We start from the raw sequence: 16,450 nt of genomic DNA on the forward strand, positions 1-16,450 counted from the left end.
TTTACCTAACTATTGCTTTATTTTGCGCATTTTGAAACCTTGTATTCTCTCTTAAAATTTACTTTTCATTTTTGTGAGTTTTTTGTCATTACCATATATACAAAATCATACAATCATGATAGACTAAATAGCAGGAGCAAGGTAAAAAGAGGGGGTTAAGCGCTATGAAAAATTTAGGTCTACAGCTCTATTCCGTAAAAGAGCTGGCCCAAAAGGACTTCATTGGCACCTTAAAGGAAGTGGCCGAAGTTGGTTACGACGGAGTAGAATTTGCAGGCTTTTTCAACACTCCCGCCAAGGAACTCAAAAAAGCGCTGGACGATTTAAATCTCACTCCCTGCGGCAGCCATACCGGAATCGACCTGCTTCAAAACAGCCTTGACGAGGTAATAGAATACAACCTCGAAATCGGGAACCGTTACATAGTGTGTCCCGGCATTCCTCCCCATATGCGGGACAGCGCCGATGCTTACAAAAGGCTAGGGGAGTTGTTTAACAGGATCGGTCAGCGCTGCAAGCAGCATGGCATTCAGTTTGCATATCACAACCACGCTTTTGAGTTTGAAAAATTCGATGGTGAATATGGGCTGGATATCCTGATGTCCAACACCGATCCCGAGCTTGTACACTTAGAGCTGGACACATTCTGGGTAGAATACTGCGGCTTAAAGTCGGTGGATTTCATGAGAAAGTACCCGCAGCAGTGCTCTTCCCTCATCCACATAAAAGACCTTAAAAGCACGGATAAAAAGGTGAGCACGGAGATAGGCAGCGGCATAATGGACTTCGTCGAGATCGTCCGAGTCGGCAAAGAGCTGGGAATCAAATGGTATATAGTGGAACAGGAAGAATTCGAGATACCCCAGCTTGAAAGCATAAGACAAAGCCTTAATTATATGCGAAGCATATTATAGGGGAAGGGGTAGATGAGGATGAAAGACGGTAAGCTGTGTATAGGCATAATTGGGGCGGGGAATATCGCTCAAACTGCTCATATCCCAAATTACAAAAAACAAAAGGACGTCGAGATAATTGGCGTATGCGACTTCAACTTCGATAGGGCCAAAGAGGTTGCCGGCAAGTTTGACATAAAATACGTGTCCAACAACTTCCAGGATATCATCAATATCGAAGAGATCGACGCAGTAAGCATCTGTACCCCCAACAGCTCCCATGCTGAGATCGCCATTGCGGCAGCCAATGCTAAAAAGCATATACTTTGCGAAAAACCCATGGCCATGAATGTAAAAGAGGCAGAGGAGATGTGCAAAGCCGCCAAAGACAACAACATCATATTCATGATGGGCTTTGTAAACAGATTTCGCGCCGAAAGCAAGCTCATAAAAACCCTAGCTGATGCTGGTAAGTTTGGAGAGATATACTATGCAAAAACAGGGTGGATGAGGAGGCGCGGCACGCCTCTGGGCTGGTTCACCGACCTGTCCAAATCTGGTGGCGGCCCAGTCATCGATATAGGAGTACACGTGATCGATCTGACGTGGTATTTCATGGGCAAACCAAAGCCAATAAGCGTAAGTGCCGCCACATATAGCAAAATAGGCAATTATCAAACCAAGGGCGTAGGCCGATGGGTGGCTTTGGATGCTGACAATATCGTCTTTGAAACCGAAGATTCCGCTTCGGGTTTTATCAGGTTCGAGAACGGCGCTTCCATGACATTTGATGTAAGCTGGGCCATCAACGGAAAGGACACGGGAGTATACAGCTACATCTTCGGCACAAAGGCAGGGGCTAGCCTAAACCCGCTAATGATCTACGGCGAGGAAGAAAACTATCTGATGGACTCTGCACCTGTGATCAAGCCGGAAGATAGCTTTGCCAATCAAATAGAGCACTTTATAGAGTGCATACGTGAAGGCAAGGAACCCATAGCACCAGCAGAGGATGGCCTTGAAGTCCAAAAAATGCTCAACGGTATCTACGAATCGGCAAAGCTGGGCAGAGAAGTGATGCTGTGACATCCTCCCCTCAATAAATTGAGGGGCATCCCAGCGTTGGATGGCGATATACGCTGCAGGTTAGCCAGCATTCCCCGGATAACCCGGATCATCACCTTGGCCTTTGGAGGTGTCGCGCTCCCCTCTCTCCCAGGGTCATGCCCTGAAAGCCCGGAGAAAAAGCACCATTCATCCTCAAATAAAGAGCACAGGGAATGGCCACATCCTGCATGGCTGTATCCTGCATGCTTAAAACACTAAAAATTTAGCATCATAGGGAAAACAAGACAAAAACCTCCTACAGGGTTGTCATACAGTTCGCCCTGTAGGAGGTTTTTGTTTCAAACAGTTTAGGCTTCAATTACCTGTTTGGCTAGCTCGACCGGCGATATCGCATCCTTGGAAAATGGCCTAAGCCTAAGCCTGAAATTGAATTCATGAGGCAGCAACCTGTACTGAGGCAGCTGGCCAGGCCCACAGCTGGCACTGCCCAGCCCATGCTGCCTGTAATCCAAGTTCACGGTGATGAAGTCGCGCCTTGTCAGCTCATAGGTATGCGAAGCAGCATCCAGGTCCTGCGTGGTAAACCAGTGCGCACTGAATTCCATCTGCGGCATTCCTACAGCCAGCAGGCCCATACCGCGGCTGTTGGTAAAAGACACCCACCGCACATCGGTGCGGTTCCCATTCTCCTGCGGGCGCACATAGGGCGTGTACAGGTCATCCACCTTACAGCTGTATACGCCAAACCGGTTAGCCTCCTTGCTGTCACAATAGCTCTCGCCAGGGCCGCGCCCATACCACGATACCGCATCCATACAAGCCGGTAGCGCCATCTGGAGCCCTATTCTCGGCAGGGTATCCGGCAGCTTGCCCTGGGGTACACCGTGAACCTCCACAACCACATCTCCGCTACCATAAATGCTGTAGATGTACTCGCACAGTATACCCCAATCGTATACTGGTGGGGCTATGCGCGAAGTGACCTTTACCTGGATAACATTTTTATCGCAAGCCTTGAATTCAACGCTGTCTATGCGGTGCTGCATCCTGTCAAGGCCAGCCTTGCGCCACATGACAGCCTCATGCACATCGTTGTCAGTGGGCGCCCTCCAGAAATTCATTCTGGGCCCTTTCACCAGCATATCCATCCCTTGATAAATCCAGGACTGTATGACGCCCCTTACCCTATCGAACACCAGCTCAAAATCGGCACCCGAAACCAGGAGCTTATTCCCTTGTTGCTCATAAGACACCGGAGGCATGGATGCCACATGCACTTTAGGAGCAGGGGATTCAACGGGGAGCTTAAACTGCGCCCAGGCAACCTCATATCCTCTCTCGGCCCATGGGGTATCAGAAGCCAAGGTAAAATACAGGTTCAACCAGTAGTCGGTGCCGGGCTTAACCGTTTGAGGCATTTGCATGGGTATGGTCACAATCCGGCTTTCGCCAGCTTTAATATGAGGCATATCAAGCTGACCGCCTTGCAGCACCTGACCGTCGGCAACTACGTTCCACGATAAGGCCAGGTGGTCCAGCGAAATGAAGTCATACCGGTTGATAATCCGTACCTTGCCAGCCTTTAGATCCACCGCCTCAACCTTTACCGGCTCCAGTACCTTCTTGTATTCTATCAACCCGGGGGAAGGAGTCCTATCCGGAAACAGCAGGCCGTCTATAACGAAATTCCCATCATTGGGCTGGTCTCCAAAGTCACCGCCGTAGGCAAAGTATTCTTTCCCATCGGCCGTCCTTCGCCTGATGCCATGGTCCAGCCACTCCCACACGCAGCCTCCCTGCAGCCTCTTATATGTATAGAAAACTTCCCAGTACTCTTTCAGATTGCCCGGCCCATTACCCATGGCATGGGCGTACTCGCAAAGTATATGAGGCCTCTTCATGTTGGTCTTTTGCCCCAGCTCCATCATCTTATCAACGGAAGTATACATCGTGCTGTATACATCTGCCACTCTGGGCTCAACCTCTTCGTTATCGAATATGAGCCTGGTCTCCCCTTCATAATGGATGAGGCGAGTGGGGTCTATCTCGCGTGCTTTTCTGGCCATGGCCTCATGATTTCGTCCAAAGCCCGATTCGTTGCCCAGCGACCACATGATGACGCAGGGATGATTTTTGTCGCGCTGCACCATCCTCTCCATCCGATCCACATAGGCTTCTTCCCATTCGGGGTCATCGCTCAACCTTTCCCAATCCTTTAGCACCGCAAAGCCGTGACACTCAAGGTCAGCCTCGTCTATAACATAAAGCCCGTATTCGTCACACAGGTCATAAAACCTGGGGTCATCGGGATAATGGGAAGTCCGCACTGCATTTATATTGTGTCGTTTCATGAGGATAACGTCTTGTACCATCGCATCAAGTGGAACTGCCCTGCCAAGGTCAGGGTGGTGCTCATGGCGATTTACGCCCTTGAGCTTTATAGCAACGCCGTTGACCAGGAAATTCCCATCCTTCAACTCTATGGACCTGAACCCCACTCTGGATGGGATGACTTCCAAAATGCGCCCATCAGCGTCCTTCACGGCAAGCAGCAATTTATATAGATAAGGCGATTCGGCCGACCACTTCTCGGGGTTGGATACAGGGATCTCTATACCCAATGTGGTCTGACCGGCAGCAGATATAGAGAACTTCTCTTTAAGCGGGTTTTCCATAACCGGACAGCCATGCGCATCCAGCAGCTTAACTTCTAATTCACCGCTTACTTCTTGCTGAGATGCGTTATTCAAAACAGCCTCGATATGGAGGACCGCATCCTTGTACTTTTCATCCAGCTGGGTACGCACAAAATAATCAAACAGGTGCACCTTAGGCCTGGCAAGAAGATACACATCCCTGAATATGCCGCTCAGCCACCACATGTCCTGGTCCTCAAGATAGCTCCCGTCACTCCACTGATATACCCTGACTGCCAAGGTATTCATACCCACACGGACCCACGGGGTTATGTCAAACTCGGCCGGCAAACGGCTGCCCTGGCTGTATCCCACCTCGTTGCCGTTCACCCATACATGGAATGCGCTGTCCACTCCCTCAAATCTGAGGCATATCTGGTATCCCTGCCAGCTTTCGGGTATGTAAAAATTGCGCCTGTAGCAACCAGTAGGATTCTCACTGGGCACCCGCGGGGGATCCACCGGAAAAGGATATATCACATTGGTGTAGTGCGGCCGCCCATACCCCGCCATCTGCCAGTTTAGAGGCACCTGAATGTCATCCCATGACGTCACATCATAATCCTCCCGGTAAAACCCTTCGGGCGCTTCCACAGGCGACTCAGCGTAATAGAACTTCCATACTCCATTGAGCAGTTTAAAACGCGCAGAAGCACCCCGTTGGCCTATCAAAGCCGACGCCTCATCATGATAGGGAATAAAGTAGGCCCTACCGGGCATGCGGTTGCGTTGAAGCACCTTTAGGTTTTCCCAATCATTTAGGGTTTTGGCCATTTCATCCATAATAGAATCACCCCTTCTCGGAAAATAAATTTTAGACTTTGGTATAATCATAAAATTTTCCTTATACCTTGTTTTTATTTAACCTTTCAAAGTGGAATAACCTGCTGTGACCTCCTCCCCTCAATAAATTGAGGGGCATCCTCAAGCGGATGTACGCAAAAGTTTATCCTTGCGCTTCGGTTCAGTGACACCGTGCCACCCCAACAGGAACGACACGGTCACGGGCCGCGCCACTCGGCCACTACTCCCCTTCACGGAAGATACCTGGAAAGCTCTTTCAAAGATATTCAAGGCACCGTTTACATCTCACTGCCCCTTCCAACCACAGGAACATACATACCCGGTTTCTTCGTACTCTTTCCGTAGATGCCACAGAAGCCCGTTGTATACCTTGGTGGCACACAACATGGCGTCTTTTAGAATAGCTTCAGTCCGAGAATCTGTATGGATTTGCACCTTGAGAGTAATTAGAGGCACTCATTCACCCCCTTCCTCTGCTTTCTAGGCTTTGATATAGCGCTGTTCCGGTTGATTTCCACGTTTCTTTCTTCATACCATTATGGTATCACATAGGTAAGATGATGTAAACAACAGGGCGAGGGAGTCCGTGTATTCCCTCAATGAATTGAGGGGATTACTGCCCCCTCGCGCTCCCCCCGATTTTCTAAATCTATTCCACAAACCAAATTACTGGGCTCCTTTATTTCGTTCCTCGGATCCTGTACCTCCACAAGTATACTTACGTAGTACCTTCCTGATTTCGTCTTAACTACTGTAACTGATTTTATCCTCCCTTCAAATCCCCTGTGTAATACCGCTTTTATCCACTCTTTTATCTTCGGAAGATAAATAAATCCTTCCTCAAAATCCACCCTTATCGTCTCGTTCCCATTTGGAAGTATCTGATTGTTCGTTGTATATGACTGCTTATCTTTCTTCTTCTTGAACTTCGACATTCCAAAATGCTTTGGATTCTTGAAATAATCTCTAAAAGCTTTTTCTTGATTTAATTGCACGTTGGCAAGGGCAAGGCTATCTACCTCCTTCAAAAAAGGATATTCCTTTTTATATTTCGCCGGTGTTACCCTCGGTATTTTTTTGCCCTGCTCCAAAGTTTCAAGCTTCTCTTCCAGCATCTTGTTCCAAACAAACCTGCAGCATCCAAAAATCTTTTCCAAAAATTCCTTTTGCTTATCTGAAGGATATATCCGATACTTATATGCTTTTAACATAGCCTTTTTCTCCTTGACTTTCAATGTATCTTCTAATTACCTCAACTGGAGCTCCACCGCTTGTCAATAAACAATAGCTTCTTGACCAAAAATATTCCTTCCACAATTTCTCTCTAATTTCAGGAAATTCTTTCTTTATCAGCCTTGACGAAGCACTCTTATAGGCATTTATAAATCTTGAAAGTTGAGTTGTAGGAGTTGCTTTGAATAGGACATGAACATGATCTTTGTCGTAATTCCATTCAACTAAAGTCATGTTGTAGTTTAGTTGAATATACTCAAAGATTTCTCTTAGCCTTCTCGAGATTCTTTCATCTATAACATTTCTTCTGTATTTTGTCACCAAAATCAAGTGATAATATAAAAGAAATACTGAATGTTTATTTGAGTCTAATTTCATTGACATCACCAAATATATTAATACCGAAACTGAGTTTCTATCAACCACAATTCATCTCCATCTTCTAGAAGATGGAGACTTCTTGCGGCAAAGGTGTTAAAAACAAAAAAGACCGTCCCCCATCTCTCAATCGATGAGGACGATCTTTTCTGCATCTTTACTCCACAGTGAAAGGCAACAGCGCCAAGTTGCGCGCCCTCTTAATAGCCACTGTAAGCTGTCTTTGATGCTTAGCGCAGTTCCCGGAAATCCTGCGCGGAAGGATTTTACCTCGCTCGGTCATATATTTCTTAAGCCTCTGTATATCCTTGTAGTCTACCTTATCAATTTTATCTAAACAGAAGCTGCAAACTCTCTTTTTATTGCGCCTTCCTCTAGCAGGCTTTACCGCATTCTCAACCATCCACCTTTACCTCCTTCCACTTTAGAATGGAAGCTCATCCTCTTCTCCTTCAATGTATTGGAAACCAGCAGGGGCATCCTCGTATTCTTGCTGCGAGTGCGACAGGTCATCAAACGGCACCGCACTCCTATCCATCCCAGAACTATCGCGATCCAGAAATACCACTTCATCCGCTACCACTTCAGTCACATAGCGCCGCTGTCCATCGCGCCCCTCGTAGTTGCGGGTCTGAATCCTTCCCGAGACGGCTACCAATCTGCCCTTACTGAGATATTTAGCGCATGTTTCGGCCAACCCCCGCCATACCACAATAGGAATAAAGTCGGCTTCACGCTCCCCTTGCTGGTTAGTAAAATTCCTGTTTACCGCCAGGAAAAAAGTCGTTACCGCAACGCCGCTAGGGAGGTACCGAATCTCCGGGTCTTTGGTTAAACGCCCAATCAACACAACCTTGTTTAACAATTTTTACACCCACTTTCTACTATTCGTCCTCCCGGACAATCAAATAGCGGATGACCTCATCTGTGATCTTATACACGCGTTCCAGTTCCTGTGGGACAGAAGGCCCTGCAGTAAAATTCATGAGCACATAATAACCCTCTCTGAAATGGTTGATGGGATAGGCCAGCTTTCTCTTGCCCCACTCGTCCACCTTTTCCACCTGTCCGCCCTGTTCAGCGATGAGATTTGAAAATTTCTGGACAGTCTGTTTAATGGCCTCTTCTTCCAGATCAGGGCGGAGCACATACATGGTCTCGTACTTCCTTATCCTCATCCGGCTTCACCTCCTTTTGGACTTTGGCCCTGCCTCAAAGCAGAGCAAGGATGCAGCATGTATACTGCTTTTCCAACTTTTCATCATTTGCATTATATCACCGTCCTGGGCTAAATGCAACAAAAAAGTTTATCTCCTCCGCGTTGTAAAAAATTTACTATGAATTGGGGTCCAGAACATCCCTCAGGGCATCGCCAAAAAGGTTAAAACCCAGTACTACCAGCATGATCATAAGCCCTGGAAAAAACGAGATCCACGGCGCCTGATCAAGCAGCCCCTTACCGCTGTCTAAAATAACCCCCCAGCTGGGCTCAGGCGGTTGAGCCCCCAATCCCAAAAAACTTAAGGAAGCTTCTATCACAATGGCCTTGGGCAATTCCAAAGTCGCCATAACAATCACAGGTGCCAATGCATTGGGAAGCATGTGCCTGAATATTATTCTGGCATCGCTCATGCCAAGGATGCGAGCGGCTTGAACAAATTCCCGCTCCCTCAACGAGAGGAACTGGCCCCTTACCACCCTGCAGTATCCTGCCCAGCTCGCAAGGGCAATGGCTATTATCACGTTTTCAACCCCTGTCCCCAGGGCAGCAATAAAGGCTATGGCCAAAAGCGTAGTGGGAAACGACCAGGCAATATCGGTTATAGAAGTGATGATATAATCCACAACTCCCCCGTAATATCCGGCCAAGGCCCCCAGCACCGTACCTATCACCAGCGAAATTCCCACCGCCACAAATGCCACCCTTAGCGATATCCGCGCTCCGTAAACTATTCTGCTGAATATATCCCTGCCAAACTCGTCTGTACCAAACAGATGCTCAGCGGAAGGAGGCTGCAGCACAGCCGAAATATCAGGCTTATCATACTCGTACGGTGCCAGCCAGGATGCGAATACCGCCGTACAGACAAACAACAAGATGATCACCGCTCCAAATACAGCTCCTTTATGCTTGAAAAGCTTTGCAACGAAATCGGCAAAGGGCTTCCGCGCTTTTTCCTCTCTTACTTCCAAAGCCTGCTGCTCAATCCATTCATTTTCAATGTACACTCCTCCATTTCTGCTCTGAGGCGCAATCATCCCTCATATCACCTTCTTTCGGCAAGATTAACTGTATCTTATCCTGGGGTCCACAATGGCATACAGTATATCTGCCAAAATGTTGGCCAGAATTATTGAGGAAGTCAGCACTATCATAGAGCCCTGGACAACGGGATAGTCCCGCGCCAGTATAGAATCTACCATCAATCGGCCTATCCCTGGAATGCTGAATATGATCTCAAGGGCAACCGACCCGCCAATGATCCATCCCAGCCTAAGACCCATAAGCGTGATAACTGGAATCAGGGCGTTTTTGAGCGCATGCCTATAAATCACCACTTTTTCCAAAAGCCCCTTGCTCCTGGCGGTTCTCACGTAATCCTGCTTCAAAACCTCCAGCATGCTTGACCTTACCATCCTTGCTGTTATGGCCGCATTGGTCAATCCAATGGCAAAGCTGGGGAGTATGAGGTGCCGTATGGTCCCGTAGCCCGAAATGGGGAACCATCTTAACTTATAAGCAAAAAAGTACATGAGCAGCATGCCAAGCCAGAATGTGGGAATGGCTGTCCCCAGCAGAGTGCCTGACATACACAAATAATCCACCATGGTATTCTTCTTTACTGCAGCTATCACTCCTGCCGGAATGGCAATTAAGAAGGTTATCAAAAACCCCAGCAGGCCGATCTCCAGCGTGACAGGTAGTCTTTCTTTAATCATCTCTATTACCGGCCGCTCCTGAAGAATGGAAACGCCTAAATCACCTTCAATCACGCTCTTCATAAACCTCAAATACTGTATAATGAACGGCTGATCTAGACCGTACTTCCGCCTTATGCTCTCATAAACCTCGGGCGTTACGTTGGGCCCAGCAATCCGGGACACCGGATCCCCTGGGGCAAAGTAAAATATCGAAAAAACGATGAGAGTCATGACTGTGACTACTGGTATCATCAAAACTATTCTTTTTACAATGTATTTCAGCATAATCTACACTCCCCGGATTTTTTGTGTGATAACAAGCATTAATAGCAATATCATCAGCTGATAGAGCGACTTACTGTACTTTTGCACCTTTTCTGCCTCCAACCCGTATTGGGGCTTCACAGTTTGCCTGTCACTATATAAATAAACCAGTAATCCTTTGTTGAGGTCACCAATGTTCATCATGCCATACTTACTTTTTAATACTTACGAAAGATATGGATTTGGCGAGAATTTGTAGTATGCATTCTCACCAAATCCCCTTACTCTACCTCGATGTCAAATCCATCGTTGTACTGCAGCATCCAAGGATGATATTTGAAGTTTTTCACTTCCTTGCGCACCGCGATTATCTGCATGGGCACGTAAATGGGCGCCCACACGGCTTGCTCGATCAAGTAACGCTGTACCTCCTTGTACGCCTCGGCCCTTTCAGCCCAGGTCGGCCTTCTAGCCGCATACATGATGAGCTCATCAGTTTTTGGGTCCCTCCATCTCGAATGGTTTGGATACGGGAAGCGCTCCGAAAGCAAGAACCAGTCAAGTATATCTGCATTTGGCCAGCTGTACTCCCTTATAAACAGTTCCTGCTTGCCTTCCTTAAGCATATCGGTATAGCTGGCAGAGTCATACAGCTGAATCTCGGTTTCTATACCCACTTCTTTGAGCTGTCGCTGGATAATCTCGGCCAGCTTGCTGCTCTTGGATGAATTGTCGGCCGAAAGGGTTGCCTTGAATCCATTAGGATAACCTGCTTCGGCCAACAGCTGCCTGGCCTTTTCGGGATTATACTCATAAGCCAGTTCGCGGCTTTCCTCAAGGTACTCGTCTTTGAGAGCAGGGGGTAGATACCCATACGCCACCTCTCCAATCCCCCTGAAGACAAACTGTATGATTTCCTCCCTGTTCAAAGCGTGGTTTATGGCCCTGCGAACCCTCACGTCATTAAAGGGTTCCTTGTCAGTAGCATAGGCAAGATATCCCAGCTTTGTGGCCGGTTCCTTGTAAACCGTAATATCAGGATTTTTTTCCAGCTTTTCCACATAGGTTTCGGGAACATTCCTGAGTATGTGAATGCCTCCCGTCTCAAGCTCCATGATCCTGGAACTTTCATCGGGTATAACTTTCAAGATTATCTTGTCGATGAGGGCCGGTCCCCTGTTGGACATCCACTCGGGGCCCCAGTTGTAATCCTCGTTTTTGACTAGGACCGTCCTGTCTCCCGGAATCCACTCCTCCAGCTTGTAAGGCCCTGTACCTATCACGATCTTTTTACCATAATCGTCGCCGTATTTCTCATACGCATTGGCAGGATGTATGCCGGCAGCGGTGTTGGAGAGATTGAACAAAAGATTGGGAAACGGATAATTCAGGATTATCCTCACCGTGTGGTCGTCAACAACCTCAACTTCCTTTATGGCTTCTAGATCAGCTCTGAAAGGCGAACCCGTTGCCGGGTCTTTTATGGTATCAATAGTCCATTTAACGTCATGGGCCGTAAAATCCGAGCCGTCGTGGAACTTTACGCCCTTTCTCAGATAAAAGGTCCATACCAAACCGTCTTCCGATACCTCCCATCGCTCAGCCAATCCCGGCCGATAGCCAAACTCATAGTCTCTGCTGACAAGCCTGTCATGTATATAAATTAGGGCATCGGAATACCACGCCGTCTTTATGGTATCCAGAAGCTCGGCATCCCTGTCAAAGCCAATGACTAGGACCTTCTCGGAAGCTTTGGTATCAGCCTTCTTGGAACACCCTGCCACAGCGCTCAGCAAAAACACGCCCAATAAAAGCAACGCTACAATTTGCCTCAATGCCTTTTTCACTCTACTCATCCCTCCTTATTGATTTTTTGTTGTTATAAAAATTTTTTATGCCTTCACCCCGTTTGGTTTTGGCAACACTCTGCACAAAGCATCTTTTAGCAAAGATGACAGGCCACAAAATGCCGGTTGCCTACCAGCTTTATTGGCGGCTCAATCTCGCTGCACTGTTTTGTAGCGTATTTGCATCTGGTGCTGAACCTGCATCCCGTCGGGGGATTGACCGGATTGGGCACTTCTCCCTCCAGCACCAGCTTTTTTCTCTTTTGACCAGGCTTCAGAACGGGTATGACCGAGAGCAGGGCTTTCGAGTAGGGATGCAGTGGTTCTCTGAACAAATCTTCTGCAGGCGCCATCTCCACAATCTTGCCAAGATACATCACCGCCACACGGTCGCTGATGTGTCTGACCACCCGCAAGTCATGAGATATGAATAAATAAGACAGCTTTAAACGTTCCTTAAGCTCCATGAGGAGGTTTATGATCTGGGCCTGAATGGACACATCAAGGGCTGATACCGGCTCATCGCATATCAGCAGTTTGGGATTGACGGCCAGAGCCCGTGCAATTACCACCCTTTGCCGCTGTCCTCCGCTGAACTCATGGGGATACTTGTCCATATCTTCTTTTCTAAGCCCCACCATATCAAACAACTCTTCAACCCTCTCTCTTCGCTTAACACCATCTTTCATCCCGTGAACAAGAAGAACCTCATCCACAGCATCACCTACTGCCTTCCTCGGGTTCAAAGATGCAAATGGGTCCTGAAATATGAGCTGCATATGCTTGTATACCTGCCTGAGCTGCTTTTTGTTAAAGCGCGTTATATTTTGCCCTTCGAAAAATATCTCCCCTTCTGTAGGCTCCAGCAACCGCATAATAGTACGCCCTGTGGTGGATTTACCGCATCCACTTTCTCCAACCAGGCCCAGCGTCTCCCCATACCCTATATGAAAATCAACCCCATCCACCGCTCTCACGTATTCCATGGCCTTGCCCAGCAAGCCCTTTTTAAACGGAAAATATTTTTTCAAACCTTTTACTTCTAAAATATTTGCAGTCACGACCATACCTCCATATTTCGCTTAACTTCTCTTCATTTAGTGCAAATAGCCGGTTTTCTCAAGCACAAGCACTTATGGAGTAGCACCTCTGCCTTCTCTTTATCTATTCTATAGCTTTCTATAGCTGCACATCTGCGCACACCGGCAAAACCTTAAGCATAATTCCAGCAACGCACAAGGCTGGAACCCACCTGCATCAAGGGCGGCTCATCGACCATGCACTCAGCCCTTACATATTCACATCTGCTTTTAAATCTGCAGCCCACCTTTATCTCATCGGGCAACGGAACCACCCCTTTTATCTCCTTAAGCCTTTGGCCTCTGGGCAAATCTATGTCTGGAATAGTCTCGAGCAAGCCTTGCGTATAGGGATGTTTTGGGTTGTTAAAAATGGAGTGTACGTCTGCCTGCTCGAGGATCCTGCCTGAATACATTACAGCCACCTTGTCGGCTATCTCGGCTACAACCCCTAGGTCATGGGTTATCATGATGACCGATGACCCAAACCTCTCTTTCAGCTCGTTTATCAGCTCTAGTATCTGCGCCTCAATGGTTACATCCAACGCCGTTGTGGGCTCGTCTGCAATAAGCAGTTCGGGATTGCATGCCAGCGCCATTGCAATCATAACCCTCTGCCTCATACCGCCGCTCAGCTGATGGGGATACTGCTTTATCCGCTTTTCGGGGAGCGGAATTTTAACCATCCTGAGCATTTCTATAGCTCTTTCTAAAGCCTCTTTTTTGGAAACATTTTGATGCTGCATGATAACTTCAGAAATCTGACAGCCTACAGTGAATACAGGATTCAAAGATGTCATAGGTTCCTGGAATATCATGGATATGTCGTTGCCTCGAATCTTCCTCATCTCTTCATTGGTTTTGTCCAAAAGATTTTCTCCTTTAAACCAAATCTCGCCTCTCACTATTCTAGCCGGGGGACTTGGTAGCAATCTCATAATCGAAAGTGCGGTTACGCTCTTGCCGCATCCCGATTCTCCAACTAAGCCCAGCGTTTCCCCTCTTGAAACTGAGAAACTCACCCCATCAACCGCAGGAACTATTCGTTTGTCCATATAGAAGTGGACAGCTAAATCGTTTATCCTAAGAATTTGCTCATTCAATGGCATCCCCCCTTGGCTAAAGAAAATTTATTACAAAATTTACGTAAATTTCTAAGACGGCAAGTAAATTAGGTAAATGAAGCTGACATTAATAAAGTATAGAACTATTAAAAATAGAACTATTAAAATTTGTATCTTAAACTAAAAATCTATACATAAATTATTTATGTATGAAATAATGAGCTAAAACAGGGAGGTGCGCATTTTAGCTTTGGGAGCGCTCATAAAATAGCACTGCTAATTCATTAAAGTATCGTTACGAAGTTGACAATAACCCCTCTTGGAATTTAAAGCGATAAGATATTTAGTGCAGAAAAATTAAAAAGCCATGGGGAGACCCACAGCTTTTAAGTGCAAAAACGCTACCGAAGCTATCAATCTCCCCTTACCACGCTTACGGGGTTAGCTGACGGGTTCGGGCCTAAGGGTGTAGCCCTACACCTTTCAGCATAAGCCTTTACAGCCTGCCTAAAGGTGATTCACCCCAAGTAATTGGGTCCCCCGCTTCTTTTTGCAAAGAATTCAGCGCTCCAGATTGAAAGCCTTCAAGCTCTTAACCTATTCAATTCAACCGACTGAACCCATAATATGAAAGTCACGTTTGGGCTTATACACCCATTTCTACTATACCATAAGTTGCCTTTCATTGCAAGAAAAAATTTTATTAAATCGGTCGCCAGTACACCAAAATGTAGTCTTTTACTCTATACGGAATACAATATAACTCCCAGCACTCCTGACAGCACAATGAGAAGAATTGGATGAATCTTGTACTTTAAGCTCGCTATTATGGCAACAACGAATATCAGCACAGCCCGCCAGTTGACCATCTTCAAAACATTGCGAATGTCCGCAAATATGCAGACGCTCCCGCTGGGCGTCATAAAAAATGTGGCACGGGCTATCAAAAAGGCAGACGATGCTATAAGCCCTATAACCGCAGGCCGCAATCCATACAGCGCATACTGAAGCAGCGGCTGATCCTTAAAGCGCGCAGAGTACTTGGCCACCAGCGTAACTATTATAAACGACGGCAGCACCACTCCCACGGTAGCAAAAGTAGCACCAGGTATACCGCCAGTTTTGACGCCGACGAATGTGGCGGCATTGATGGCAAAAGGCCCTGGTGTCATCTCTGAAATGGCTATTATGTCGATTGTCTCTTTAAATGTGAGCCAGCCATGCCTCACTATTTCCTGCTGAATGAGAGGAATCATGGCATATCCCCCACCAATGGTAAACAGCCCTATTTTGAAGAACGTTACAAGCAGCTCCAGATACAGCTTGTACATGCTTCATGCTTCCTTTCTCTTCTTCATGTAGCTTATAATTATACCCGCTGCAGCCGGTGCCAAAAGTACGTATATGGCACTTATGTTGGTTAAACACATAATGGCAAACACAATACCCGCAATTGTCCATCCATAATCATCCTTTATGCTGGGCTTTATAAGCTGAAACAGCGCTGTTATTATAAGCGCCACCACACCTGCGTTGATCCCTTCAAAGGCCCTTGCGACTACCGGTATATTTTTAAAACTCGAAAAGAAAAGCGCTATGGCAGAGATGACAATAAATGAAGGCAGCACAACCCCCACAGCAGAGGCCACCGCCCCCCATATGCCGGCTATGCGGTACCCGACAAATATGGCAGAATTCACCGCAATTACCCCCGGGACGGACTGCACCATGGCAAATATATCAACGATTTCCTCTTCTTCAATCCAGTGATTGCTGTCCACAATCTCCCTTTTGATGAAGGGAATCATGGCAAGTCCGCCGCCAAAGGTGAAGGCTCCTATGCGAAAAAACACAAAAAACAGCTTCCGTATCTTCTTCAACTTATCTCCTTTATCCATATTGACCTTAACTCCTTTTGTATATTGTTATTTGTTTATTATAGCAGTGCATATGGTTATTTTCAAGCAAAACGGCATCCTGCTTCTGTCAAAAAATTGAAAATATTATTGGCTGTCTTCCAGCTTTTAAAAGTTTACAAGAATTCTGCAGAAAGCCTCGTCCTTGTAGGGCGGGGATGAATGCAAGGGTTGAAACTGAGAACCAAATATGATATAATTAAACCAAATCTTGGAATTAAGAAGGTTGGTTTAGAATGAATACCTACAAATCCACACGACATGCTAAATTCCTAATCAACTACCA

16 protein-coding genes, 1 pseudogene and 1 riboswitch are annotated in these 16,450 nt (G+C 46.8%); of the genes and pseudogenes, 2 read left to right on the forward strand and 15 right to left on the reverse strand.

Features of this window, described 5'->3' with window-relative positions:
* The first annotated feature begins 164 nt into the window (after window positions 1–164).
* Both BM241_RS05050 and BM241_RS05055 read left to right on the forward strand, forming a co-directional pair.
* Window positions 165–914 (forward strand): sugar phosphate isomerase/epimerase family protein, encoded by a 750-nt coding sequence (locus BM241_RS05050; RefSeq protein ID WP_092282188.1) that lies wholly within the window; start codon window positions 165–167, stop codon window positions 912–914.
* A 12-nt stretch (window positions 915–926) separates the two neighbouring features.
* Window positions 927–1,979: a Gfo/Idh/MocA family protein gene (locus BM241_RS05055; RefSeq protein ID WP_207637395.1), complete on the forward strand. Its 1,053-nt coding sequence runs from the start codon at window positions 927–929 to the stop codon at window positions 1,977–1,979.
* A gap of 91 nt (window positions 1,980–2,070) precedes the next feature.
* Here the strand turns inward: BM241_RS05055 and BM241_RS12915 are convergent, their stop codons facing one another.
* The 15 genes and pseudogenes from BM241_RS12915 to BM241_RS05130 all read right to left on the reverse strand — a co-directional run bounded on the left by BM241_RS12915 (window position 2,071) and on the right by BM241_RS05130 (window position 16,146).
* On the reverse strand, window positions 2,071–2,205 hold the full coding sequence (locus BM241_RS12915; protein WP_278292192.1) for a hypothetical protein: 135 nt from the start codon (window positions 2,203–2,205) through the stop codon (window positions 2,071–2,073).
* 103 nt (window positions 2,206–2,308) lie between these two features.
* Window positions 2,309–5,440 carry a beta-galactosidase subunit alpha gene (gene ebgA / locus BM241_RS05060; RefSeq protein ID WP_207637396.1) on the reverse strand — a complete coding sequence of 1,044 codons (3,132 nt, stop codon included), beginning with the start codon at window positions 5,438–5,440 and terminating at the stop codon, window positions 2,309–2,311.
* Between the two features lie 306 nt (window positions 5,441–5,746).
* Window positions 5,747–5,917, reverse strand: coding sequence for a hypothetical protein (locus BM241_RS12635; RefSeq protein ID WP_207637397.1), 171 nt, complete (start codon window positions 5,915–5,917; stop codon window positions 5,747–5,749).
* Window positions 5,918–6,105: 188 nt separating this feature from the next.
* Window positions 6,106–6,672 (reverse strand): annotated as a pseudogene (locus tag BM241_RS05070) (RNA-guided endonuclease TnpB family protein); the annotation flags it as partial.
* Entirely contained in the window at window positions 6,656–7,072 is a 417-nt protein-coding gene (tnpA, locus tag BM241_RS05075; RefSeq protein WP_025748561.1) for an IS200/IS605 family transposase, read from the reverse strand. The pseudogene BM241_RS05070 and the gene tnpA, both read right to left, overlap by 17 nt.
* Before the next feature lie 157 nt (window positions 7,073–7,229).
* On the reverse strand, window positions 7,230–7,475 hold the full coding sequence (gene rpsR, locus BM241_RS05080) for a 30S ribosomal protein S18 (RefSeq protein ID WP_025748562.1): 246 nt from the start codon (window positions 7,473–7,475) through the stop codon (window positions 7,230–7,232).
* Between the two features lie 21 nt (window positions 7,476–7,496).
* The gene (locus BM241_RS05085; protein WP_025748563.1) at window positions 7,497–7,937 is read right to left on the reverse strand and encodes a single-stranded DNA-binding protein; all 441 of its coding nucleotides are present in this window, start codon (window positions 7,935–7,937) and stop codon (window positions 7,497–7,499) included.
* Window positions 7,938–7,956: 19 nt separating this feature from the next.
* On the reverse strand, window positions 7,957–8,244 hold the full coding sequence (gene rpsF, locus BM241_RS05090) for a 30S ribosomal protein S6 (RefSeq protein ID WP_025748564.1): 288 nt from the start codon (window positions 8,242–8,244) through the stop codon (window positions 7,957–7,959).
* A gap of 163 nt (window positions 8,245–8,407) precedes the next feature.
* Window positions 8,408–9,331, reverse strand: coding sequence for an ABC transporter permease (locus BM241_RS05095; protein WP_084054754.1), 924 nt, complete (start codon window positions 9,329–9,331; stop codon window positions 8,408–8,410).
* 27 nt (window positions 9,332–9,358) lie between these two features.
* Window positions 9,359–10,279, reverse strand: a complete 921-nt coding sequence (locus tag BM241_RS05100) for an ABC transporter permease (RefSeq protein ID WP_025748566.1) — start codon at window positions 10,277–10,279, stop codon at window positions 9,359–9,361.
* 260 nt (window positions 10,280–10,539) lie between these two features.
* On the reverse strand, window positions 10,540–12,114 hold the full coding sequence (locus BM241_RS05110) for an ABC transporter substrate-binding protein (protein ID WP_092282189.1): 1,575 nt from the start codon (window positions 12,112–12,114) through the stop codon (window positions 10,540–10,542).
* Window positions 12,115–12,200: 86 nt separating this feature from the next.
* Window positions 12,201–13,172, reverse strand: coding sequence for an ABC transporter ATP-binding protein (locus BM241_RS05115; RefSeq protein ID WP_035147273.1), 972 nt, complete (start codon window positions 13,170–13,172; stop codon window positions 12,201–12,203).
* Between the two features lie 146 nt (window positions 13,173–13,318).
* Window positions 13,319–14,293, reverse strand: coding sequence for an ABC transporter ATP-binding protein (locus BM241_RS05120; RefSeq protein WP_092282190.1), 975 nt, complete (start codon window positions 14,291–14,293; stop codon window positions 13,319–13,321).
* A 370-nt stretch (window positions 14,294–14,663) separates the two neighbouring features.
* A riboswitch (cyclic di-AMP (ydaO/yuaA leader) is annotated at window positions 14,664–14,825 on the reverse strand.
* A gap of 166 nt (window positions 14,826–14,991) precedes the next feature.
* Window positions 14,992–15,579 (reverse strand): chromate transporter, encoded by a 588-nt coding sequence (locus BM241_RS05125; protein WP_035147276.1) that lies wholly within the window; start codon window positions 15,577–15,579, stop codon window positions 14,992–14,994.
* Window positions 15,580–15,582: 3 nt separating this feature from the next.
* A complete protein-coding gene (locus BM241_RS05130; RefSeq protein ID WP_092282191.1) occupies window positions 15,583–16,146 on the reverse strand; it encodes a chromate transporter in 564 nt (187 codons plus the stop codon).
* Between the last annotated feature and the right edge of the window lie 304 nt (window positions 16,147–16,450).

This window comes from Caldicoprobacter faecalis, from assembly GCF_900115765.1.
In the GTDB taxonomy this organism is placed as follows: Bacteria; Bacillota; Clostridia; order Caldicoprobacterales; family Caldicoprobacteraceae; genus Caldicoprobacter; species Caldicoprobacter oshimai.